The 22,358-nt window shown below is 61.3% G+C and carries 20 protein-coding genes; 10 read left to right on the top strand and 10 right to left on the bottom strand.

Annotation, left to right across the window (positions count from 1 at the left end):
* Positions 1-20: 20 nt before the first annotated feature.
* Together NTD81_RS15470 and NTD81_RS15465 are read left to right on the top strand one after the other, a co-directional pair.
* Entirely contained in the window at positions 21-1,184 is a 1,164-nt protein-coding gene (locus NTD81_RS15470) for an iron-containing alcohol dehydrogenase (RefSeq protein WP_262183510.1), read from the top strand.
* A gap of 9 nt (positions 1,185-1,193) precedes the next feature.
* Complete coding sequence (locus NTD81_RS15465; RefSeq protein ID WP_262183509.1) at positions 1,194-1,631, top strand: acyl-CoA thioesterase; 438 nt, start codon at positions 1,194-1,196, stop codon at positions 1,629-1,631.
* A 45-nt stretch (positions 1,632-1,676) separates the two neighbouring features.
* Here the strand turns inward: NTD81_RS15465 and NTD81_RS15460 are convergent, their stop codons facing one another.
* The 4 genes from NTD81_RS15460 to NTD81_RS15445 all read right to left on the bottom strand — a co-directional run bounded on the left by NTD81_RS15460 (position 1,677) and on the right by NTD81_RS15445 (position 6,426).
* Entirely contained in the window at positions 1,677-2,123 is a 447-nt protein-coding gene (locus NTD81_RS15460; RefSeq protein ID WP_262183508.1) for a hypothetical protein, read from the bottom strand.
* 148 nt (positions 2,124-2,271) lie between these two features.
* Positions 2,272-4,593: an FdhF/YdeP family oxidoreductase gene (locus NTD81_RS15455; protein WP_262183507.1), complete on the bottom strand. Its 2,322-nt coding sequence runs from the start codon at positions 4,591-4,593 to the stop codon at positions 2,272-2,274.
* On the bottom strand, positions 4,590-5,420 hold the full coding sequence (gene fdhD, locus NTD81_RS15450; protein ID WP_262183506.1) for a formate dehydrogenase accessory sulfurtransferase FdhD: 831 nt from the start codon (positions 5,418-5,420) through the stop codon (positions 4,590-4,592). The genes NTD81_RS15455 and fdhD overlap by 4 nt, the downstream gene beginning before the upstream one ends.
* A 109-nt stretch (positions 5,421-5,529) precedes the next feature.
* Positions 5,530-6,426, bottom strand: coding sequence for a LysR family transcriptional regulator (locus NTD81_RS15445; protein WP_262183505.1), 897 nt, complete (start codon positions 6,424-6,426; stop codon positions 5,530-5,532).
* A gap of 157 nt (positions 6,427-6,583) precedes the next feature.
* On the opposite strand from NTD81_RS15445, the gene lysM reads away from it, so the two are divergent.
* On the top strand, positions 6,584-7,021 hold the full coding sequence (gene lysM / locus NTD81_RS15440; protein ID WP_262183504.1) for a peptidoglycan-binding protein LysM: 438 nt from the start codon (positions 6,584-6,586) through the stop codon (positions 7,019-7,021).
* Positions 7,022-7,103: 82 nt separating this feature from the next.
* On the opposite strand, the gene yrfG is transcribed toward lysM, so the two are convergent.
* Positions 7,104-7,775 carry a GMP/IMP nucleotidase gene (gene yrfG, locus NTD81_RS15435; protein WP_262183503.1) on the bottom strand — a complete coding sequence of 224 codons (672 nt, stop codon included), beginning with the start codon at positions 7,773-7,775 and terminating at the stop codon, positions 7,104-7,106.
* 119 nt (positions 7,776-7,894) lie between these two features.
* Here yrfG and nudE point away from each other — a divergent pair, with 119 nt between their 5' ends.
* Both nudE and cysQ read left to right on the top strand, forming a co-directional pair.
* Entirely contained in the window at positions 7,895-8,461 is a 567-nt protein-coding gene (gene nudE, locus NTD81_RS15430) for an ADP compounds hydrolase NudE (RefSeq protein ID WP_262183502.1), read from the top strand.
* A 7-nt stretch (positions 8,462-8,468) separates the two neighbouring features.
* Positions 8,469-9,305, top strand: a complete 837-nt coding sequence (gene cysQ, locus NTD81_RS15425; RefSeq protein ID WP_262183501.1) for a 3'(2'),5'-bisphosphate nucleotidase CysQ — start codon at positions 8,469-8,471, stop codon at positions 9,303-9,305.
* A 46-nt stretch (positions 9,306-9,351) separates the two neighbouring features.
* Here cysQ and NTD81_RS15420 read toward each other — a convergent pair whose 3' ends face one another.
* Complete coding sequence (locus tag NTD81_RS15420; RefSeq protein ID WP_262183500.1) at positions 9,352-11,262, bottom strand: beta-ketoacyl synthase; 1,911 nt, start codon at positions 11,260-11,262, stop codon at positions 9,352-9,354.
* A gap of 245 nt (positions 11,263-11,507) precedes the next feature.
* Between NTD81_RS15420 and NTD81_RS15415 the strand changes: the two genes are divergently transcribed.
* The 5 genes from NTD81_RS15415 to gcvH all read left to right on the top strand — a co-directional run bounded on the left by NTD81_RS15415 (position 11,508) and on the right by gcvH (position 17,753).
* Positions 11,508-13,133 (top strand): acyl-CoA synthetase, encoded by a 1,626-nt coding sequence (locus NTD81_RS15415; protein ID WP_262183554.1) that lies wholly within the window; start codon positions 11,508-11,510, stop codon positions 13,131-13,133.
* Between the two features lie 136 nt (positions 13,134-13,269).
* Positions 13,270-14,271 (top strand): extracellular solute-binding protein, encoded by a 1,002-nt coding sequence (locus NTD81_RS15410; protein ID WP_262183499.1) that lies wholly within the window; start codon positions 13,270-13,272, stop codon positions 14,269-14,271.
* 113 nt (positions 14,272-14,384) lie between these two features.
* On the top strand, positions 14,385-16,004 hold the full coding sequence (locus tag NTD81_RS15405) for an ABC transporter permease (protein WP_262183498.1): 1,620 nt from the start codon (positions 14,385-14,387) through the stop codon (positions 16,002-16,004).
* Positions 16,005-16,156: 152 nt separating this feature from the next.
* Positions 16,157-17,239 carry a glycine cleavage system aminomethyltransferase GcvT gene (gene gcvT, locus NTD81_RS15400; RefSeq protein WP_262183497.1) on the top strand — a complete coding sequence of 361 codons (1,083 nt, stop codon included), beginning with the start codon at positions 16,157-16,159 and terminating at the stop codon, positions 17,237-17,239.
* Positions 17,240-17,363: 124 nt separating this feature from the next.
* Positions 17,364-17,753, top strand: a complete 390-nt coding sequence (gene gcvH / locus NTD81_RS15395) for a glycine cleavage system protein GcvH (RefSeq protein ID WP_262183495.1) — start codon at positions 17,364-17,366, stop codon at positions 17,751-17,753.
* 61 nt (positions 17,754-17,814) lie between these two features.
* On the opposite strand, the gene NTD81_RS15390 is transcribed toward gcvH, so the two are convergent.
* The 4 genes from NTD81_RS15390 to NTD81_RS15375 form a co-directional block, all read right to left on the bottom strand.
* Entirely contained in the window at positions 17,815-19,092 is a 1,278-nt protein-coding gene (locus NTD81_RS15390) for an esterase/lipase family protein (RefSeq protein WP_262183494.1), read from the bottom strand.
* Between the two features lie 18 nt (positions 19,093-19,110).
* A complete protein-coding gene (locus tag NTD81_RS15385) occupies positions 19,111-19,566 on the bottom strand; it encodes an NfeD family protein (protein ID WP_262183493.1) in 456 nt (151 codons plus the stop codon).
* A 3-nt stretch (positions 19,567-19,569) separates the two neighbouring features.
* Entirely contained in the window at positions 19,570-20,490 is a 921-nt protein-coding gene (locus tag NTD81_RS15380) for an SPFH domain-containing protein (protein WP_262183492.1), read from the bottom strand.
* Between the two features lie 156 nt (positions 20,491-20,646).
* On the bottom strand, positions 20,647-22,224 hold the full coding sequence (locus NTD81_RS15375; protein ID WP_262183491.1) for a murein L,D-transpeptidase: 1,578 nt from the start codon (positions 22,222-22,224) through the stop codon (positions 20,647-20,649).
* Positions 22,225-22,358: the final 134 nt, after the last annotated feature.

The following is a 22,358-nucleotide window of genomic DNA, read 5'->3' as shown; positions in this document are numbered from 1 at the left end:
TTAATCACTGAGGACATCCCATGCAGGCCTTTAGCTTTGCGACCACCGCGCAAATCCAGTGCGAAGTAGGCGCCGCGCGCCGCCTTGGCGAATTGTGCCGCGCGCGGGAGGCGCAGCGGGTGTTGCTGGTGACCGATCCGGGCATCACCAAGCTCGGTTTGTTAAACGAGGTGCTGCCTGGCTTTGCCCAGGCCGGGGTCAGCATCGAAATATTCGATCAGGTTCAGGCCGACCCGCCTGAAGCCATCGTGCTGAGCGCCGTGGCCCAGGCCAAAGCGCTCAACGCCCAGCTGATTATCGGCTTTGGTGGCGGCAGTTCGATGGACGTGGCCAAGCTGGTGGCACTGCTCGCCCATCCGGCGTGCAGTCAGGATCTGGCGCAGATCTATGGCGTCGGCAATGCCCGTGGTCAGCGCTTGCCGTTGGTGCTGGTGCCGACCACCGCTGGCACCGGCTCGGAGGTGACACAGATTTCGGTGATCACCACCGGCGCCACCAGCAAGATGGGCGTGTTGTCGCCGTTGCTGCTGCCGGACTTGGCCGTGCTGGATGCCGAGCTGACCTTGGGCTTGCCGCCAGCCGTCACCGCCGCCACCGGCATTGATGCCATGGTGCATGCCATCGAGGCCTATACCAGCATCCTGAAGAAGAACCCGCTGTCGGATCTGCTCGCCCGTGAGGCCCTGCGCTTGCTCAGCGCCAATATCGATGAGGCGGTGCATAACGGCAGTAACCGCGAGGCGCGTCAGGCCATGTTGCTGGGTTCCTGTCTGGCCGGCCAAGCCTTCGCCAACGCACCCTGCGGCGGTGTGCATGCCCTGGCCTATCCATTGGGCGGCCATCTGCATATTCCCCACGGCCTGGCCAACGCCCTGATGTTGCCCCATGTGCTGGGCTTTAACGCCAGTGTGGCGGCGCCTTGGTATGCCGAGTTGGCGCCCTTGGTCGTTGGTGAACGGTTAAAAAACGGCGCGGTCATTGAACAGGCCGAGCAGTTTATCTGCGCCTTGGCGGATATTACTCAGCGCAGTGGTTTGCCCACCCGCTTGCGTGACGCCAACGTGCCTGAGGACTTGCTCCCGACTTTCGCCCGCGACGCCATGGTGCAACAGCGCCTGTTGGTCAATAACCCCCGGGAGATGACCGAAAATCACGCCCTGGCGATCTACCAGGCGGCCTATTGAGGACTTTATATGGCTGATGCCCAAGCACAGCGCAGTGATTACCGCTACCTCCAGCCCATCACTACCCGCTGGCATGACAACGATATCTATGGTCATGTGAATAACGTCACCTACTACAGCTACTTCGACAGTGCGGTGAATACCTATCTGATCGAAGTCGGCGGCCTGGATATTCACCACGGCCAGGTGGTGGGCTTTGTGGTCAGCTCCAGCTGCGATTATTTCGCCTCGATTGCCTTTCCCGAGCGTATCGAAGTGGGCCTGCGGGTGGCCAAGCTGGGCAACAGCTCGGTGCAATACGAGCTGGCGATATTCAAGGACGGCGAGGCCCACGCCTGTGCGGCGGGGCGCTTTGTCCATGTCTTTGTCGAGCGCAGCAGCAACCGCCCCTTGAGCATTCCCGACAACCTGCGCGCGGCCTTAACCGCGTTGTTGCCATCGGCCTGAAACACAAAAGCCGCGATTAAGCGGCTTTTGTTGGGCTGGCGTAGATTAACGGTGTTTGTGTCTGTGCCCGTATTTGTGGCCTTTGCCTTTTTTGCGGTTATAGCTGCGGTTATCACGGCGGTCGTAGCGATCATCGCTACCGGCATATTGGTTCGCCAACGCGCCGCCGGCTGCGCCGCCTAAGCCAGCACCAATGGTTGAACCGGTGCTGCCACCGAGTTGATTACCGACTACCGAGCCACCGGCAGCGCCTAAGCCGCCACCTAAGGCCGCTTCGGTTTTATTGCGATCGCGGGCGGTGATGGCACCACCGGCAGCGCCGCCTAAACCTGCACCAATGGCCGCGCCGGTGCTGCCACCAAGCTGTTGGCCAACCACATTACCGAGCACCCCGCCTAGACCTGAGCCCACGGCGACAGTGCCGTTATCGCCCGCCAGGGCATAGGGCACGCTGAAGGCAGTGAACAGCACAGCGGAAATTAACGTACGCATACGGCTAACCTTTACAGATAAATGGGTACGCGGTGCCTAAGCAGCCGCCCCGGGCGTAACCGCCAGCAGGTAAAGGCTTAGAACTTAATACGTGGAAAAATTCCCTGAACGGTTACACTTGTGTGACAAATGACACATCTAGGCCCAGTTAAATGATCCGGCTATTCGCTGCGGCGGCACTCAGGCGGATGGCGACGAACTTGGACGTCGGGGTAAAGCTGCCCGCCCCGACACTGCTCAACGGCACCAAAGGATTAGCTTCCGGGTAATAAGCCGCCGCTTGTCCGGCGGGAATATCAAAGGCCAGCAGGGTAAAGCCCCGCACTTTGCGTTCGATACCGTCGTCCCACAGCGATTCGATATCCACCTGCTGACCGGGCTTGTAGCCCAGGCGCAGGATGTCGGCTTCGTTGGCAAACAGCACCTGACGCTGGCCCCTCACGCCGCGATAACGGTCGTCCAGGCCATAGATGGTGGTGTTGTACTGATCGTGGGAACGTAGGGTCTGCAGGATCAGATCGGGCACCTGACCGCTGGCCCGCACTTGTTCGGGCAGCAGGTCAGCCGGCAGCGGGTTGGCCTTGAAGTGGGCTTTGCCCGAGGCCGTCTTCCAGCGCCGCTCACCGGCCGCGTTGCCCAGATAGAAGCCACCTGGGTGTTGCACGCGGCGGTTAAAGTCGGCGAAGCCGGGAATGGTTTCGGCAATCAAGTCGCGGATACGCCCGTAGTTAGCGATCAGCGCGTCCCAGTCCACCGGGTGATTACCCAGGGTGGCCTTGGCGATACCGGCGATGATGGCTGGTTCCGAGCGCATTTCTTGCGACAGCGGTTTGAGCTGGCCGTAGGAGGCGTGGATCATGCTGAACGAGTCTTCCACCGTCACCGCTTGCGCGCCTTCGGCTTGCAGGTCGATATCGGTGCGGCCCAGGCACGGCAGGATCAGCGCCTCGGCGCCGGTGGTCAGATGGCTGCGGTTGAGCTTGGTGCTCAGTTGCACGGTCAGCGCGCACTGGCTGAGGGCCTGATGGCTGCGCGGGCTGTCTGGAGTGGCCTGGGCGAAGTTGCCACCGAGGCCGATAAACACCTTAGAGCGACCTTCGAGCATGGCCTCGATGGCCTCCACCACGTTGTGCCCTTCGGCGCGTGGGACTTGGAATTTAAAGCGTTGCTCCAGCGCATCGAGGAAGGCCACGGGCGGCCGTTCATTGATGCCCATGGTGCGGTCGCCCTGCACGTTACTGTGGCCGCGTACCGGGCACAGACCGGCGCCGGGACGGCCAATGTGGCCGCGCAGCAGTTGCAGGTTAACGATCTCCTGGATGATCGCCACCGAGTGCTGATGCTGGGTAATGCCCATGGCCCAGCACATGATCACCCGTTCGGCGCGGCGATAGGCCAGGGCGGCGTGCTGCAGTTCATCCAGGCTTAGGCCCGATTGCTCGACCAGCGATTGCCAACTGCTGTTATCCAGCAACTCCAGGTAAGCCTCGACGCCAGTGGTGTGCTGGGCAATAAAGTCCAGGTCGAACACCGGCTCCGCGCCTTTGGCCAAGGCTTCGCGGTGCCATTGCAGGAGGAACTTGGCCATGCCGCGCAGCACCGCCATATCGCCGCCCAAGGCCGGCCGGAAGAACGCGGTGTTGAGCGGTTTAGAGCCGTTGCTGAGCATCTCCAGGGCATTTTGCGGATGCTGGAAGCGCTCCAGGCCGCGCTCTTTGAGCGGGTTGAAGCACACCACCTGGGCACCGCGTTTGACCGCTTCGCGCAGCGGCTCAAGCATGCGTGGATGGTTGGTGCCGGGGTTCTGGCCGAGCACGAAGATCGCATCGCTGTGCTCAAAATCATCGAAGGTCACCGTGCCTTTGCCGACCCCTACGCTTTGGCCCAGGCCGACACCGCTGGCCTCGTGGCACATGTTCGAGCAGTCAGGAAAGTTGTTGCTGCCAAAGGCGCGCACAAACAGCTGATACAGATACGCCGCTTCGTTACTGGCCCGCCCCGAGGTGTAGAACTCGGCCTGATTGGGGTTATCCAGTTGCTTGAGGTGCTGGGCGACCAGCTTAAAGGCGGCGTCCCAGCTGATCGGCACATAGTGGTCGCTGACGGCGTCGTAGCGCATCGGCTCGGTCAGGCGGCCTTGGTATTCCAACCAATAGTCACTTTGCTCACGCAGCTGAGTGACGCTGTAGCGGGCGAAAAAGGCGGCATCCACCCGGCGTTTGGTGGCTTCCCAGTTAACGGCCTTGGCGCCGTTTTCACAGAACTTGATATGGCCGTCTTCCGGCGAGTCGCCCCAGGCGCAACCAGGGCAGTCGAAGCCGCCGTTCTGGTTGGTCTTGAGCAAGGCACGGAGGTTCTTAAACGGTTGCTTACTGTCCAGCCAGAAGCGCGTCACGCTGCGCAGCGCGCCCCAGCCCGCAGCCGGGCCGGAGTAAGGCTGGTAGCGCGGGTTGATGGTTTGCAGACTCATGGCTGGGCAACTCCTGGCGCCTGCGGGCTGTAGAGCCTGGGGGCGCTGTGCTTAGGCAAATGAATAAGGTTGAGCTGATGCTGGCGCGCCCACTGCACGCTGAGGCTGGTGGGGGCGGAAAGACTGACCAAAGTGCCGATGCCGGCGCGCAGGGCCTTGTGGATAAGTTCCAGACTGCAGCGGCTGGTGACCACGGCAAAGCCCTTGCTGCGTGGCAGCGCCTGGCTGTGCAGGGCACCGATCAGCTTATCCAGAGCGTTATGGCGGCCAATGTCTTCGCGGCACAGGACGATCTCGCCGTGCTCATCCACGTACAGCGCGGCATGCACGGCACCACTGTCACGGGCCAGGGTTTGCGCTTGCTCGATGCGCCCACGCAGGCCGTGCAGGTGCTCAGGCGGCGGCAGGGCGCTGGGGCTTAGGCTGGGGATATCGGGCAGCGCTTGATCCAGCGCTTCGACGCCGCACAGGCCACAGCCGCTGGTGCCGGCAAGGGTGCGGCGCTGCTCTTTCATGGCCCAGAACGCGCGGTTGCTGATACGGATTTCAGCATTGATGCTGCTGGTGGAGCTGTGCAGCTGAATGTCGTAGATGTCATCTATCGATGTCACTAAGGCACTACTGAGGCTGAAACCGCGGATAAAGTCCGCCACATCCTTGGGCGTGACCATCATCACGCTGTGGTTGATCCCGTTAAAACTCAGGGCCAGTGCCACTTCCTCCGCCAGCGCGGCGCTGCTGTCCGGTGCGGGAGCCGCGCTGAGTTCGACATAACTGTAGCTTGGGGCCGTCACTAACTGAGGTGGGGGCGAAGCAGAGCGGGACATGGCACAGCAATCCTTAAGACCAATGCTGGAGTCAGCCTAGGCCGCTGCCTTGAGGGCGTCTAATCGCTGTTGCCAATACCTTGATCGATTTGCTCTATGGGTTGTGCTGTCAGACTGCCTGTTGTGGCGCTAAAAGCTCTTCGGCCTGGCTGAAGCATGCTTCGGCCAACGGCGAACGTGGCCCGCTGCCACGCATGATCAGACCCAGTGGCGCAAGGGTCAGGGCGTCCTCAATGGGCGTCAGTGCCAGATGTTCATTGGCCTCGCTGTGGCCACTGTTGAGTGGCACGATGGCGCAGCACAAGCCAGCGCTGACCCCTTGCAGTAACTGATGAACGGCATCGGTTTCCAGCCTGGGGTTTGGCGTCAGGCCCCGGGAGCGGAAGCCATGATCAATCGACTGGCGAAAATGCATGCCCGCCGAGAGCAGGCCCAAGGGCAGTTCGATAAGGTTTTCCCAACGCAGCGCCGGGCTGGTGAACTGGAAGAAACGCCGGTCATAGAGCAGGCCCATGCGCGTTTCGGCTAAGGCGAAGCTGTCGAAGTGCTGCGGGTCGAGGCGATCCAAATAGGACAGGCCCAGCTCCAGCTGATTACTGCTCAAGCGCTCCAAAATCTGCTCGCTGCTCAGGGCAAACATCTGAAAGCGCAGGCTCGGGTGGCGGTTGGCAAACAGCTGGACCAAGCGCATGGGGTCAAACCCGGCCAAGGGCACCACGCCTAAGCGCAGGGTGCCGACCAACTGGCCGCGGCAGGCGGCGGCTTCGGCGTACAGGCCATCGTGGGCAGCCATCAGGCTGCGTGCCCAAGCCAAGATGCGCTCGCCGTCGGCACTGAAGCCCTCAAAGCGCTGGCCACGATGGACCAGTTGCAGACCCAGCTCTTCTTCCAGCTGGCGCAGGCGCATCGACAGGGTTGGTTGGGTGATGTGGCAACGCGCTGCCGCCTGGCCAAAGTGGCGGGTCTCGTCCAAGGCGATAAGGAATTTCAGTTGCTTGATGTCCATGCAGCAATCCCAGCGAGGTTTGGCCCATTCTAACAGTCGTGCCGATGCTGCTTGCCAGTACGATTGTCATGCTGGCAACCTCAGCAAAGATTTGCGACTAAACTGCAAATTCACCCGGCTGCGACCGGTACCCATCCAAGGATTAAAAGGAGCACATATGAGTCTGTTCAACTTTGTCAAAGAAGCAGGAACCAAACTCTGGGAATCACTGGTGGGTCAGGAGGCGCAAGCCGCTGAGTCGCTGGCGGCGCACGTAGCCCAGGTCGGCTTGGGCAATCCCAATATCCAAATCAGTGTGGAAGGGGAAAAAGTCACCGCCAAAGGTGAAGTGGCGACCCAGGAAGAGAAAGAGAAAATCCTCCTGGCCCTGGGCAACGTCGCGGGCGTGGCGGAAGTGCTGGATCAGATCACCGTGACCACCCCGGCGGCTGCGGCGCGTTTTGTCACCGTGAAAAAAGGCGACACCCTGAGCGCGATTGCCAAGGCCGAGTATGGCAATGCCAATCTCTATCCGAAAATCTTCGAAGCCAACAAACCGCTGCTCAGCCACCCGGACAAAATTTATCCGGGCCAAGTGCTGCGCATTCCGGAGTAAGCCTCAGCGGCAGGCGCGCAGCAGGCGAGTGCAATGCTCGCTTACTGCGCGCGCCTATTGCATGCGCCGCCTACTGAATCACTCAGTGGCCGCTCAGGCCCAGCAGTAACGCGCGGTAATCCTCTACCGCGGCAAATTCCTCGGTGTCTTTTTGCGTCGCCTGGCTATCGGGCTGACGCACTGCGAGCAGTTGCGCCACGCCAAAGGTGCGGGCGCTGCGCAGGATCGGCAGGCTGTCGTCGATAAACAAGCTGCGCGCCGGATCAAACGGGCAATCCGCCTGCAACGCCTGCCAGAACTGCTGGTCTTCCTTGGGATAGCCGTAGTCGTGGGAGCTGATCATGCGGTCGAAGTAGGGCGCCAGTTCGACTCGCTCCATCTTTAACGACAGCGAATCACGGTGGGCATTGGTGATCAGCAGCACTTGCTTGCCGGCTTTGCGCAGCGCGGCGAGAAACAAATCGGCATCCGGGCGCAGGGCGATCAGATGGGCCACTTCGCGCTTAAGCGCGGGAATCGGCAGATTCAGCTCGCGGCTCCAGAAGTCTGTGCAATACCAATTGAGCTGCCCGGCATGCTGACGAAACAGCGGCAGCAGCTCCGCGTCAGCCAGCTCACGGCTGATGCCATGGTGCTCGGCGTAGCGTGCGGGCAGGTGCTCTAGCCAGAAGTGGTTGTCGAAATGCAGGTCCAGCAGGGTGCCGTCCATATCCAGCAGGACGGTGTCCAGGGTATTCCAAGCTAAGGCAGGCATAGGCAAACTTCTGGTAAATAAAAGAAGGTGGCAATTGCCGCGCCGGTGTCGCCATCAGCGCAACGGCGGCGATTATCCGCGCTATGATACCCCGCTAAGTCATGCCTAGGAGCTGTACCATGCGCCAGAAGCCAACCGTACTTGCCCGCGAAATAGTCGCCAGCAGCCGTCTGTTTCGTGTTGAAGAGTTGCAGCTGCGTTTCAGCAATGGCGTGGAACGCACCTACGAGCGGTTAGTCGGCAAGGGTGCCGGTTATGGGGCGGTGATGGTGGTGGCCATGGCCGATGCCGAGCATGCCCTGTTGATCGAGGAATACTGCGGCGGCACCGATGACTACCAACTGTCGCTGCCTAAAGGTCTGATCGAGCCCGGCGAAGATGTGCTCGACGCTGCCAACCGTGAGCTTAAAGAAGAAGCCGGCTTTGGCGCCCGCCATCTCGAGCACTTAGCTGAACTGAGCTTATCGCCTGGCTATATGAGCCAGAAGATTCAGGTGGTGCTGGCCTGGGATCTGTTTGAGGAAAGCCTGCCGGGCGACGAGCCTGAGCCGATCAGCGTGGATAAAGTCCACCTGCGCGACCTTATGAGCTTGGTCCAGCACCCGCAATTCACTGAGGGTCGTGCTTTGGCGGCGCTCTATTTGGCCCGCGATCTGCTTATCCAGCGCGGCCTGTTCAGTCTGTGAGTCACTCATGAGCCATCCCGTAACGGCGCCTGTGATCGCCGAGCTAATTGCCCTGGTGCGCCAAGCGGGCGCCGCCATCCTGCCGTTCTGGCGCAACGACGTGGCGGTGACGCAAAAGTCCGATCAGTCGCCGGTCACCGCTGCCGATCTGGCCGCGCACGATATCCTCGTCGCCGGCCTAGAACAGCTGCTGGCCGAGGTGCCGGTGCTGTCTGAAGAAGACGCCGATATTCCCTTAAGCACCCGCCAGCAATGGCAACGCTGGTGGTTGGTCGACCCGTTGGATGGCACTAAGGAATTTATCAGTGGCAGTGCAGAGTTCACCGTTAACGTCGCCCTGATCGAGCAGGGCCGCGTGCTGTTCGGCGTGGTCGGTGTGCCGGCGACCGGGCAGTGCTACTACGGTGGCGCAGGTCTCGGTGCGTTTGTCGCCGATAGCGCCGGCAAGGTGCAGCCGATCAGCGTGCGCACGGCGCCGGCTGAGGCCTTTACCCTGGTGGCCAGCAAGCGTCATTCCAGCCCCGAGCAAGAGCAGTTGCTCAGCGATTTGCAGGCGCGCTTTGGCCAACTGCAACTGGCCAATGTCGGCAGTAGCCTGAAGTTTTGTTTGCTCGCGCAAGGTCAGGCCGATTGCTATCCGCGCTTGGCGCCGACATCGCAGTGGGACACGGCAGCGGCCCAAGGCGTGCTCGAAGGCGCCGGCGGCGAGGTGCTGCGCTTAAACGGCGAGCGCCTGGATTACCACGCCTATGAGTCGTTGCTTAATCCGTTCTTTATCGCACTGCCGGCGGCGGCCGATTGGCGTGCTGAGGTACAGGCCTTGGCGGCCAAGCTGGGCCAGTAACGCTTGAGCTAGCGCCCATGCCGCCTGGCCTGGGCGCTATGCCTGCTTAGTCGAGCATGTCGCGATAGCGCGCATCCGAGGCAAATTGCAGAGGCTGGGCAAAGCCCGGCACTTTGATCTGCTCAGCGCTGATCTCGATCTGCTTGTCGTCGATCATGTCGTTGCCGAAGTTATAAATAATCTCCAGCTGACCTTTCAGCGCTAGCTCATCGTACGCCTGCGCCGCGCTGCGGGTGGCGGCGCGGCGCGTCTGGTAAGCGGCAAAGGCCGCTTCGCCATGGCGTTTGCGCAGCATGCGCTCGGCCACATGGGGGGCCAACACCACGGCGCTGGCGTTGTTGCCGCCAAAGCCCTTGGAGTTGATAAAGCAGGCTTCCAGTTGCTCAGGCGCCAGGCTGCGATCTTCAGTGGCGATGCTCAGGTGATCCTGGAACACGTCGTCGGCGACCGCATCGATGGTCTTGATCCCCGGAATAATCCCGTACTTGAAGCTGCCCAAGGCGCTGATCAGCTGGTCGCCGCTGGCGGTGGCCAGGCTGTGGCCGACAAAGGCTTTGACCGCCGTCACCGGCCATTGCTCGATGGCAAAGGCGCTGGCCACGCGCTCAAGGATCTCTGATTCGGTGACGCGGTTGGCCGGGGTGCTGGAGCCGTGGGCGTGGACGAAGCTGCGCTGGCGCACGCCGTCGGCGCCGATCAGTTGCACGGCGCTGGCCACGGCCTTGGCCACGGTCAGGTAGTTACCCGGGCCGGGGGCAGAGATGGACTTTTTAAAGCCGTCGGCGTTGATAAACACATCCGGCACCGCACCGTGGATATCGGCGCCCAGTTGCAGGGCCAGTTCGTCATCCATCAACACCACAAACTGGCAGGCTTCGGCCAAGGTGAAGCCGCAGTTGGCGCCGAATGGCCGGCTGGCGCGACGAAAGTCTACGTCATCCTTGCCTTCGATCTGGCGCAGGCCTTCTTCTGTGGCCAGTGCGCCCATGGCGCCGTAACCCTCGATGCACTCTTGGTTGACCGGCGCTTCACTGTTGCCGACCACCACCACGCGGGACTTGCCCGATTGGATTTGTTCGACACCCTTTTGCAGGTTGTACAGGAAGGTGGCGCAGGCCCCAGTGGTGCTGCCGGTGGTGCCGACGCTGCCGAGCACATAGGCGTTGATAAAGTCCGCCGGCATGGTGTTCAGGCCCAGGGCCAGTTGCTTGGCGGTGACACGGCCACCTTTAAGGCGCGACTGCATCATGCCGCCGTAGCCGTTTTCATCCAGCTGGCTCATCACGCTGCCGGCGAACACGGCGATTTGATCCGGTGCGACCTGCTGCACGATGTGCTGCCATTCGATGCCCACCGAGCGCAGTGCGTCGGTCACGCCGACCACGGTCATGGCCAGGCCGCGTGGGTGGAAGCGGGAGTTGTACAGCTCGCTGGGCTCAAAGCCTGTGGGCAGTTGGCCGGCGGATTTCACTGCGAGCGGGCGGTAGCTGGCGATTTTGAATTCGCAGCTGTCATGCAGGGTGACTTGCACTTCGCTGGCGTTGAGCTCAGTCACTGACCAGTTCTCTGGCAGTGGCTCAGGCAGTTGCTTACGGCTGGTGACAAAGCTCAGCGGGCTGTCGGCAGTGGCGCTGAGGCTGATGTTCTTCTGCCAGTAAGCGGCGTCCGGGTCCAGGTGCTGGGCTTCGATACGGCGTACTAGGGTGCCGGCGAGGATGATGGCGCTGAACCGCGCATCGATCTCGGCCAGGCTCAGCACTTGGCCCTGGTCGTCTTGGTACTGACCGTCAACCACGTGCACCAGCTTCATCATCTGTGCCAGGCCCGCGAGGGTTTGCTGACGAGCGGGCAGGTCCATCGATTCCAGCACAGTCCGGCGGAAGCCATGGTGGAAGGAGCTACGTCCAGCTGCGTTATAGCCACCAAATCCAACGATCACAGGTAAGCGTGAGGTCACTCGATCACTCCTTCAAAAAATAACGCCGGCCAAGCTCAGATGAGGTGATGACAGCTTGGCGATTGACGCCGGCGCTCTAGCACGCGGCACTTGGGTGCAGGGTGCACGCCAGCATGGCGTCGGGATGCCTATGCTGACGCAACGGCTGACCCATAAGTCACGGTTTCCGACCAAGGTATGACGGTAACATTGCCAGGCAACTGGTACGTTTGTCAGCCTTGGGTCGGAGAACAACAATGCACAGCATCAACCCTTACGAATACGGCATGCCGCGTGAAGCCGCGAATTTTCAGGCACTGAGCCCGCTAACTTTTATTGAGCGTGCTGCCAGTGTCCATCCGCAGCGCCTGGCGGTGATTAATGGCGCGTTACGGCAAACTTGGGGGCAGACTTATCAGCGCTGCATCCGCCTGGCCTCGGCGCTAAGCCAGCGCGGCGTGGGCCTTGGCGACACCGTGGCGGTCATCGCACCGAATGGTCCGGCCATGTTCGAAGCGCATTTCGGCGTGCCGATGTGCGGTGCGGTACTCAACGCCATCAACACCCGTCTGGATGCCGAAGCCGTGGCCTTTATCCTGCAACACGGCGAAGCCAAGGTGCTGCTGGTGGATAAAGAGTTCGGCGAGCTGGTGCAACGGGTCACCAGTCACTTGCCCAATCGCCCGCTGATCATCGATATCGACGATCCGGAATACGCTGGCGGGCAACTGATCGGCCAGTTCGATTACGAGGCGCTGCTGGCCGAGGGCGATCCTGACTACGCGTGGCAGCTGCCAGCTGACGAGTGGCAGGCGATCTCCCTCAACTACACCTCCGGCACCACCGGCAACCCCAAAGGCGTGGTCTATCACCACCGTGGCGCGCACTTGAATGCGCTGTCCAATGCCATGTGCTGGGACATGAATCGCTTCCCGGTATACCTGTGGACCTTGCCGATGTTCCACTGCAACGGCTGGTGCTTCCCCTGGGTGATGGCCGCCTATGTCGGGGTTAACGTGTGCCTGCGCCATGTCCGGGCCGAGGCGATCTACCCGGCGCTGGCCGAACATGGCGTCGATCACTTCTGCGGCGCACCGATCGTACTGAACATGCTGGCCAACGCCGCGGATGAACTGAAAGCGCTGAAAACCCAGCCGGTCAAAGTGCTCACTGCTGGCGCCGCGCCACCGGCGGCGGTGATCGAAGCCATGGAGGCCTTGGACTTCCGCGTCACCCACGTCTATGGCCTGACCGAAACCTACGGCCCCAGCGTGTCTTGCGAGTGGAACAGCGCCTGGGATAAGGAATCTGCCGAGCAGCGCGCGCGCCTCAAATCCCGTCAGGGCGTGCGTGCGCCATTACTGGAAGGGCTGATGGTGGCCAATCCGGATACTTTGGAGCCAGTGGCCAAAGATGGTGAGACCATCGGCGAGATCATGATGCGCGGCAACGTGGTGATGAAGGGCTACCTGAAAAATCCTTCGGCCACCGCTGAAGCCTTTGCCGGCGGCTGGTTCCATTCCGGCGACCTGGCCGTGTGGCACGCCGATGGCTATGTGGAGATCAAGGACCGCTCCAAGGACATCATCATCTCCGGCGGCGAGAACATTTCTTCGATTGAGGTGGAGGACGTGCTCTACCGCCATCCGCAGATCCTCGAAGCCGCTGTGGTGGCCATGCCGCACAGCAAATGGGGCGAGACGCCTTGTGCATTTATCGCGGTCAAAGCCGGGGCGCAGCTGGACGCGGCCGAAGTGATCAGCTTCTGTCAGCAACATATGGCGCGCTTTAAGGTGCCTGGCCATGTGGTGTTTACCGAGCTGCCGAAGACCAGCACCGGCAAGGTGCAGAAGTTTGTCCTGCGCGAGCAGGCGCGGGCTTTGGTCGTCTGATCGACCCCAGGGCGGCCAGTGCTTAGGGCTGGCCGCCAGCCTTTTTGAAACAGCTGGCAATCTCCTTGGGTTGTGATAGCAAATGCAATTGACTAGCATTTAGCACTTTTACTCGTCATAGCAAGAGGCTATATCCATGTTGCCAAGCAAGCGTTTACTCGCCGTTGCCACACTCGTGACAGTGGCGGGTACCGCCCAGGCTGCCGATGAAGTGGTGGTCTATTCCTCGCGTATCGATGAGCTGATCAAGCCGGTGTTCGATGCCTACACCGCGAAAACCGGGGTGCCGGTCAAGTTCATCACCGATAAAGAAGCGCCGCTGATTGCCCGGCTCAAGGCCGAAGGGGCGAACACCCCAGCCGATATGCTGATCACCGTGGATGCCGGTAACCTCTGGCAAGCCGAGCGCGAAGGCGTGCTTAAGCCGATTAAATCCGCTGTGATTGAAACCAATATCCCGCCGCAATACCGCTCCAGCACCGGTAGCTGGACTGGCCTGTCGCTGCGCGCGCGGACCATCTTCTACTCCACCGAGCGCGTCGAGCCGAGCGAGCTGTCGACTTACGAAGCCTTGGCCGATGCCAACTGGGAAGGGCGCCTGTGCCTGCGCACCAGTAAGAAGGTGTACAACCAGTCGCTGACCGCCACCCTGATCGAAACCCATGGCGCCGAGAAGACCGAGCAAATCCTCCAGGGTTGGGTGAATAACCTGGCCACCGACGTGTTTGCCGATGACATCGCCGTGCTGCAAGCCATCGACGCCGGTCAGTGCGACGTCGGCATCACCAACACCTACTACTACGGGCGTCTGCACAAGGCCCAGCCGGATCTGCAGGTGAAGCCGTTCTGGCCTAATCAGAACGACCGTGGCGTGCACGTCAACCTGGCGGGCGCTGGCATCACTAAAAACGCGCCCCATCCAGAGGCCGCCCTTAAGCTGCTGGAGTGGATGACTGGCGATGAAGCCCAGGCGCTGTTTGCCGGGATCAACCAAGAATATCCGGCTAACCCGAAAATCCAGCCTTCGGCTGAGGTGCAAAGCTGGGGCACGTTCAAGGCTGATGCGATCCCGGTGGAGGTCGCCGGTAAGCGCCAAGCCGAAGCCATCATGCTGATGGATCGCGCCGGCTGGAACTAAGCCTGCGCTTGGCTGGTTATACTCGACGCCCCGGCTTGCTCCGGGGCGTTGCTTTTACGCGTTAAGCGGCCTTGCGCCATCTGATAAAAAATCTGCCGTTCTGAGGAATTTGCGTGGCCCATCCTGCCCAACGCCGCTGGTATCCGCCGGTTTTTGCCCTGGCCTTGTTGGTGTTAATGCCCCTGGCGGTGCTGCTGCTGAGCTGGCACGAAGTGGATGGCAAAATCTGGAGCCACCTGTGGCAAACCCAGATGCCGCGCTTGTTGGGCAATACCGCAGTACTGCTGCTCGGGGTCGGCGTGGGCGTGACGGTGCTCGGTGTGAGTCTGGCCTGGCTCACCAGCCTGTGTGAATTCCCCGGCAGGCGTTGGCTGGACTGGGCGTTGATGTTGCCCTTTGCCATCCCAGCCTATGTGCTGGCGTTTGTGTTTGTCGGCCTGCTGGATTTTTCCGGGCCGGTGCAAAGCCTGCTGCGCGAATGGTTCGGTACAGGCGTGCGCCTGCCCCGGGTGCGCTCCACCGGCGGGGTGATCTGCGTCTTGGTGCTGGTGTTTTACCCCTACGTGTACCTGCTGGCGCGCAATGCCTTCCTCGCCCAGGGCAAGGGCTTGATGGAGGCGGCGCGGATTCTTGGTTTAAGCCCGTGGCAAGCCTTCTGCCGCGTGGCGCTGCCCATGGCCCGCCCGGCCATTGGGGCTGGCCTTGCGTTGGCGCTGATGGAAACCCTGGCCGATTTTGGCGCCGTGTCTGTGTTTAACTTCGACACCTTCACCACCGCCATCTACAAGACCTGGTACGGCTTCTACAGCCTAAGCAGTGCGGCGCAACTGGCCAGTTTGCTGCTGTTGGCAGTGATGCTCGTGCTCTACGGCGAGCGCCGTGCGCGCGGTGCGGTGCGGCCGGTGAATGAGCGCCCACGGGGCGCCGCGCTGTATCACCTCAAGGGCGTTAAAGCCTTGGCGGCCAGCAGCTGGTGCGGCTTGGTGTTCGCCTGTGCCTTTGTCATCCCGGTGACGCAACTGGTGCTGTGGTTTATCCAGCGCGGCCGGTTTGATCTGGATGAGCGTTACACCGGTTTAGTCCTGCATACCCTGTATTTGGGCGGCCTGGCGGCGCTGATCACGGTGAGTTTGGCGTTGCTGCTGGCCTTTGCCCGGCGTCTCACCCCGACACCGCTGATGCGTTCCAGCGTGGCCCTGGCCAACTTGGGTTATGCCTTGCCGGGTTCGATGCTGGCGGTGGCGATCATGCTGGTGTTTAGCTACCTGGACAATGTCATGGTGATTCCGCTGTCGAACTGGCTCGGTGGCGCTGGCAAGCCGCTGCTGCTGGGCAGTCTGGGGGCCTTGCTGCTGGCCTATCTGATTCGTTTTATGGCGGTGGCCTATGGCCCGTTGGAAAACAGCCTGGCGCGCATTCGCCCCTCTTTGCCGGAAGCTTCCCGTAGCCTGGGCGTCAGTGGCGTACCGCTGTTTGTGCGGGTGTATCTGCCATTACTGGTGCCGGGGGCGCTGACCGCCGCGCTGCTGGTGTTTGTCGACGTACTCAAGGAAATGCCGGCCACCTTGCTGATGCGTCCCTTTGGTTGGGACACCTTGTCGGTACGGGTGTTTGAAATGACCAGCGAGGGCGAGTGGGCCCGCGCCGCGCTGCCGGCTTTGAGCCTGGTGCTGGTCGGCTTGCTGCCGGTGATCTTGCTGATCCGCCGTTCGGCACGGGGTGTGACCGAGTAGCACAGCTGGGCCGGTCAACGTGACCGCCTCCGGTGTTGCGGCTACAATGCGCGCCATTCGTGGCGGCAGGCCTACTCGTTAGACCGAGCCGAGACCCCAGTGATGGGGCTATCCCGGCAGCCACCGACTGCCCAGCCCGCAAGGAGATAGTTATGGGACAGCGCACACCGCTCTACGATATGCACCTCGCCTTGGGTGCCAAGATGGTCGACTTCGGCGGCTGGGACATGCCGTTGCATTACGGCTCACAGGTCGATGAGCATCACCAAGTGCGCGGCGATTGTGGGGTGTTTGATGTTTCCCATATGACCGTGATCGATGTCAGCGGCGCCCAAGCCAAAACCTATCTGCAGCTTCTGCTGGCCAATGACGTCGAACGTCTTTCGGAGGTTGGCAAAGCCCTGTACAGCGCCATGCTCAACGAGCAGGGCGGCGTCATCGATGATCTTATCGTCTACCTGACAGACTTCGGCTATCGCCTGGTGGTGAATGCCGCCACCCGCGACAAAGACCTGGCCTGGCTGCACCTGCAAAGCATGGATTTCGACGTGCAGCTCAAGCAGCGCAGTGATCTGGCCATGCTCGCCATTCAAGGCCCGCAAGCCCGGCAAAAGACCGCCGAACAGGTGCGTCAGTCCGCTGCGCAACTGATCCACAACCTCAAGCCCTTCGAGGGCCAGGCGGACGGCGAATGGTTTATCGCCCGCACCGGCTATACCGGTGAAGACGGTCTGGAAATCATGCTGCCCGCCAACGAAGCGGTGGAGTTCCTGAACGATCTGGTTGGCGCCGGCATCTCGCCGATTGGCCTCGGTGCCCGCGATACCCTGCGCTTAGAGGCGGGGATGAACCTGTACGGCCAGGACATGGACGAAAGCGTCACGCCGCTGGTGGCCAACATGGCTTGGACTGTGGCCTGGGAGCCAGCGGCGCGTCAGTTTATCGGGCGTAACGCCTTGCACCAGCAGCAGGCGGCCGGCGTGCAAAGCAAGCTGGTCGGTTTGGTCTTGGAAGAGCGCGGCGTACTGCGTGCCCATCAGGTGGTACGAGTCGAAGGCATCGGCGAAGGCGAGATCACCAGCGGCAGTTTTGCCCCTACTCTGGGTAAGTCGATTGCCCTGGCGCGGGTGCCGAGTGCCACCAGCGAGCGCGCTGAAGTAGAGATCCGCGGCAAGTGGTATCCGGTACGGGTGGTTAAACCAACCTTTGTACGTAATGGCAAAGCGCTGATATAACGGCTAACAACCTGCCTGGCAGCGTGCTGCTGGGCGACGATTGACTGATTTGCTATGGTCAGGCCACTGCCTGCTAAATTTCCATGACGGCGCCGGCGCCGTTATGCCTGATGAGGACCCCTAAATGAGCAATGTACCTGCTGACCTGCGTTACGCCGCCAGCCACGAATGGGCACGCCTGGAAGCCGATGGTTCGGTGACCGTAGGCATTTCTGACCACGCCCAAGAAGCCCTCGGCGACGTGGTGTTTATCGAGCTGCCGGAAGTGGGTAAAACCCTCAGCGCCGGTCAGGAAGCTGGGGTGGTGGAATCGGTTAAGGCCGCTTCCGACATCTACGCGCCGGTATCCGGTGAAGTCATCGCCATTAACGACAGCCTGGCCGACAGCCCGGAAAACGTAAACAGCGATCCATACGCCAGCTGGTTCTTCAAGCTCAAGCCGGCTGACGCCAGTGAGCTGGACAAGCTGCTCGACGCCGCGGCCTACCAGGCAGTGGCCGATAGCGACGCCTAAAGCGCGTGGCGTGAGCCTTGTACAAAGCCCCGCTGAGTCGGGGCTTTGTTGTCTGTGCCGGTTAGTTTTTACCCCGGCAGCCTTTGCTCGGCAGGCTGGCCAGCGCGCGGTTGAGCAACTGGCTGCTGCGCGAGCTGCTTAAGATGCTGTTGTGGTCTTCCGCGAGCATAAATAACTGCTCGGCTTCATCTTGGGCGTGGTTATCCAGCTCGCTAGCCAGGGGCACCACGCCGTCGTTGGGCGTCGGCAACAGACTGTTGTTGCCGCTGTAGCTGACCAGCAGCCATTGGCGCATATGGGCTGGCAAGGGGTTGGCGAACAAGCGCTGCAAATAAGCGCTACCGGGGGCCAGATCGCGCCACAGGGGAATATCCAGCGGCACATCACGCACACCGCTGGCCGCCGAAGGATGGCCGGCCCAAGGCGTGGACAGGGTAATAAACAAACACAGGCGCTGATCGTCACTCGGGCTGAGTTGCTGCACCGCGCGGCGCGCTAACAGGCCGCCCATGCTGTGGGCAAAGATATGCATGCGCCGTGGTCCGTAGCGCAGCTGCACATCACGCATGGCCACGCTGAGCAAATAAGCGCTGTTATTCAGCGGCAGGCCGCTGGGGTAGTGGAACAACACCGGCTGAAAGTGCCTGAGGTCGAGCTTAGCCAGCAGCTCTTGCCAGTCGCGCGGCGAAGAATTGATGCCGTGGACTAAGAAGATGGGCTCCTTGTCTTTGTCCCAAGGCGCGAGCAGGTACAGGCCATAGCCAAACTGCTGGATAAAGGTCAGCGGCTGCCAGGCGCCGAGGCTGACACTCTGCGGATCAAAACGCACATCGTTAAGGCTGATCGGTTGCAGGTAATTGCTTTGGAGGCGCGGTTGCTGGCCGTACAGAACCTGCAAGCGCAGATCCAGCTTGGGCGCCGCCGCCAGTGAGCGGCTATGCAGCTCGATGGGGTTGAGCTGGATCAACTGCTGCCACTGGTTCGGGTTAGGTTGCACGGCCAGCGCTGTGGTCTGCGCTGTCTGCAACCACTGGCGCGGTTCATCGCGGTCGAGGCGGAAGTTAGCGTTGCGGTCTTCAAAGGCCAGCAGTTGGTAGTGACCTGGCGCCACGGTGAAGTAAAAGCCTTCGCGTGGCGCGCTAATGCGGTATTCCAGCACCTGGCTGTGTTCATCCAGCAGCGCCACCCAAGCGCTATTGCCGGAGTCGCTGGCGCGAAGTTGACCGCTGACCAACTGCAGCTGTTGGTGGGCCTGCTGCATTTGCTGATCCAGCTTAAGCAGGTTGCAGCTGCCCAGGCTCAGCAGCAGGGCGAGCAGCAATACATGTCGTCCTGGCATGTTTGCGCCTTGTTCGAGTTAGTCTTGCGCTGCGTTCTCCACCAATAGGATCACGCCTTCTTGGCCGACCACCCGCACGTTGCTGCCGGCCGGCATGTCGGCGCCGCTCACCAGCCATAGACTATCACCGGCTTTGATCTTGCCGCGGCCACGGCTGATGGCCTCGTGCAGGGGGAATTCGCGGCCCAGCAGCTCGCTGCCACGTTGGTTCAGGCCGGCTTGGCTAGGGCTTTGGCTCGTGCGCTGTTGGTGGCGGTGCCAAAGCCAAACCGTGACGACTGAGAGCAGGCCAAAGGCGACAAACTGCGCGCTCCAGGGGATGTCGCCAACGACAAAGCTGAGGATGCCGACGCTGACGGCGGCCAGGCCAATCCACAGTAGATAACCGCCGGCGCCAAACACTTCGAGGATCAGCAATAAGGTGCCGAGGGCTAGCCAGTTCCACGGCGACAGCTGCTGGACAAACTCCCACATAGGTTAAGCCTTCTGTTTGTCGAATGTGGCTTTGACGATTTCGCCGATGCCGCCCACCGCGCCGATCACTTGGCTGGCTTCCAGCGGCATGAGAATCACCTTGCTGTTATTGGCGCTGGCCAGGTTGCCTAAGGCCTCGATGTATTTCTGCGCGACGAAGTAGTTAACCGCCTGCACGTTGCCACTGGCGATGGCCTCGGAAACCATTCGGGTCGCCTCGGCTTCGGCCTGGGCGGCACGCTCACGGGCTTCGGCTTCGAGGAAGGCGGCCTGGCGCTGGCCTTCGGCTTTGAGGATGTCGCCTTGCTTCTGCCCTTCGGCGGTAAGAATCGCGGCCGCACGCAGACCTTCGGCCTCCAGGATTTGCGCCCGCTTGATGCGCTCGGCCTTCATCTGCCCGGACATCGCCGCCATCAGGTCAGCGGGTGGGCTGATGTCTTTGATTTCGATGCGGGTGATCTTGATCCCCCACGGCGCGGTGGCTTCATCGACGGTCTTGAGCAGGCGTTCGTTGATCGCGTCGCGCTGGCCGAGCATGGCGTCCAGTTCCATGGAGCCGAGCACGGTGCGGATATTGGTCATCACCAGATTGCGGATGGCGTGTTCGAGGTCATTCACCTCATAGGCTGCTTGGGCCGCATTGATGATCTGGAAGAAGCAGATGGCGTCGATCTGCACCGTGGCGTTATCCGAGGTGATCACTTCCTGGGCCGGGATATCCAACACGTTCTCCATCACATTGAGCTTGCGGCCAATGCGGTCCATCACCGGTACGATCAGGTTTAAGCCCGGTTTGAGCGTGTGGATGTAACGGCCAAAGCGCTCGACGGTCCATTCGCTACCCTGTGGCACGACCTTCACGCCCATAAAAACAATGGCAAAGGCCAGTGCCACGAAGAGAAACAACACGCTGCCAACTTCCATCTGTAAAAGCTCCTTTAGTGTTGGATAGGGTTTATTCGGCCTGAGCAAAGCGCCAAGCAGCGGCTGTATAGCACAGGCACTGCGGCATATCTGTGGCGGTGCTAACAGACTGAGGCGAATCGTTGATGCGTCTAGGATGCACCTAGCTGACGGCTGTCAGTGTGGCAGCGCTTGGATCAGCGGTTGATCCTGACGGTAGATATCGGGGTAGTACTGCAGTTTGCCATCGGCGTTGGCGGCGGCAGTCCAGTAGGCCATCAGCAGGGTTTTCGGCTGTTTGAGCCGATATTGCTGAGTCTCGCCGGTGGCGATGCGCTCGCGTACCGCTGTGGCCTCATCGGCGCTGAGCAGCCAGTCGAGCAGGCTGTCCACCGCCTCGACCCGCACGCAGCCGGCGCTAAACGCCCGTGGTGCTTTGCTAAACAGGTGCTGGCTGGGAGTGTCGTGCAAATACACGGCAAAGGGGTTGGCGAAGCGCACGGCCATGCGTCCCAGCGGATTGGCCTTGCCGGCGGCTTGGCGGAGCATGACCGCGCCGGGGTTTTGCCAGTCGATAGTCAGTGGGTCGAGGACATTGCCGTCATGATCGATCACGCTCAGTTGGTGTTTGTCCAAGTAACCGAGGTCCTGGCGGATGGCCGGCAACTTGTCCTCGCGCCAGATGGTCGGCGGCACTGTCCAGGTCGGATTAAGCGTGAGGCGATTGATCTGCGAGATCAGCAGTGGCGTGGCGCGCTCCGCGCGACCCACCTGGACCCGAGTGCTCCAGCGCAGTTGCTGCTGTTGCCAGACTTGCAGCTCGGCGGCGGCGACGTTGATCAGCACCTCGGCGTGGTTTAGGTCGTTGCCCAGCCAGCGCAGGCGCTCGAGGTTGGCGCGCAGTTGCTCACGGCGCACGGCTGGGGAGATATTCAGCTCGGTCAGGCTGGCCGGGCCCAGCACGCCATCGGGGTTAAGTCCATGGTCACGCTGAAAGTCCTGCAAGGCTTGTTGGGTCGCTGGATCGTAACTGCTGTCTGCGTTGTTCGCCGGCAGGGTCAGGTAACCTTCGGCACTTAAGCGCGTGCGCAGCTGCGGCAGGCGCAGATCCTGGCCATTGGGTTTGAGCAGTTGCCCGCTGGCCAGCGCTTGCCACTGAGCCAGGCTGTGCTGCCGCTGCTGCGCATAGGCTTGGCGCAGTTGTTGATATTGCAGGCTCTGTGGGCGGGCGGCGGCAAAGGCGGCGCTCGGCTGCTCAAGGTGGGCAATGGCCACGGCAAGGCTCGCGGCCTGGCTGTCACTGGCGGGCAGGTCCGGCGCACGCCACAGGCGCTCAGCCGCTTTGGGGTGCAAGCGGCCACCTTGTAAATGCTGCAAAGCTTGCAAAAAGCTGTGGCTGGTCAATATATCGGCACAGGCTGTGTTGCTATTGTTGCCGGTATCGCCCTGCAGCGCGGGCAGTGGATATTCGCTGGGGGACAGGCCGTCATCGGCCAACTGGGCGATTTGCTCGTGCAGCTCTTGCAGGCGTGCCGGTGTGGACCACGCAGGCTGGTTTTGCTGTTGGCCGTAGAACTGTTGCAAACGGCTCTGCGCTGCCTGGTCTAGGCTGGCAGGGAGCTTGCCGCAAGGGGATAGGTCATGAAGCAGGCTGGACAGCTCGTTAGCAGAGGACTGGACCGGCTGCTCGGCGTTAGCGACCAATGGCGCAAGGAGCGCGGCAAGGCTCAGGTAATATGCGGTTTTTTTCAACAATCTACTGCTCCAGTCCTTGGCCTATCATGACCGCTGCCGTAGTGCAGCAGGTTGGATAATAGCGGTCAGGTGAATAAGGGCAACTGCAATAACTTATTACAAAAGCTGCCAACGATTGTTGCTTAGAGGTACTT

It is taken from the genome of Pseudomonas sp. 5P_3.1_Bac2, from assembly GCF_025465995.1.
In the GTDB taxonomy this organism is placed as follows: Bacteria; Pseudomonadota; Gammaproteobacteria; order Pseudomonadales; family Pseudomonadaceae; genus Aquipseudomonas.
The sequence above is the reverse complement of the archived record's forward strand: the minus strand, read 5'-3'. Positions and strand labels throughout refer to the sequence as shown.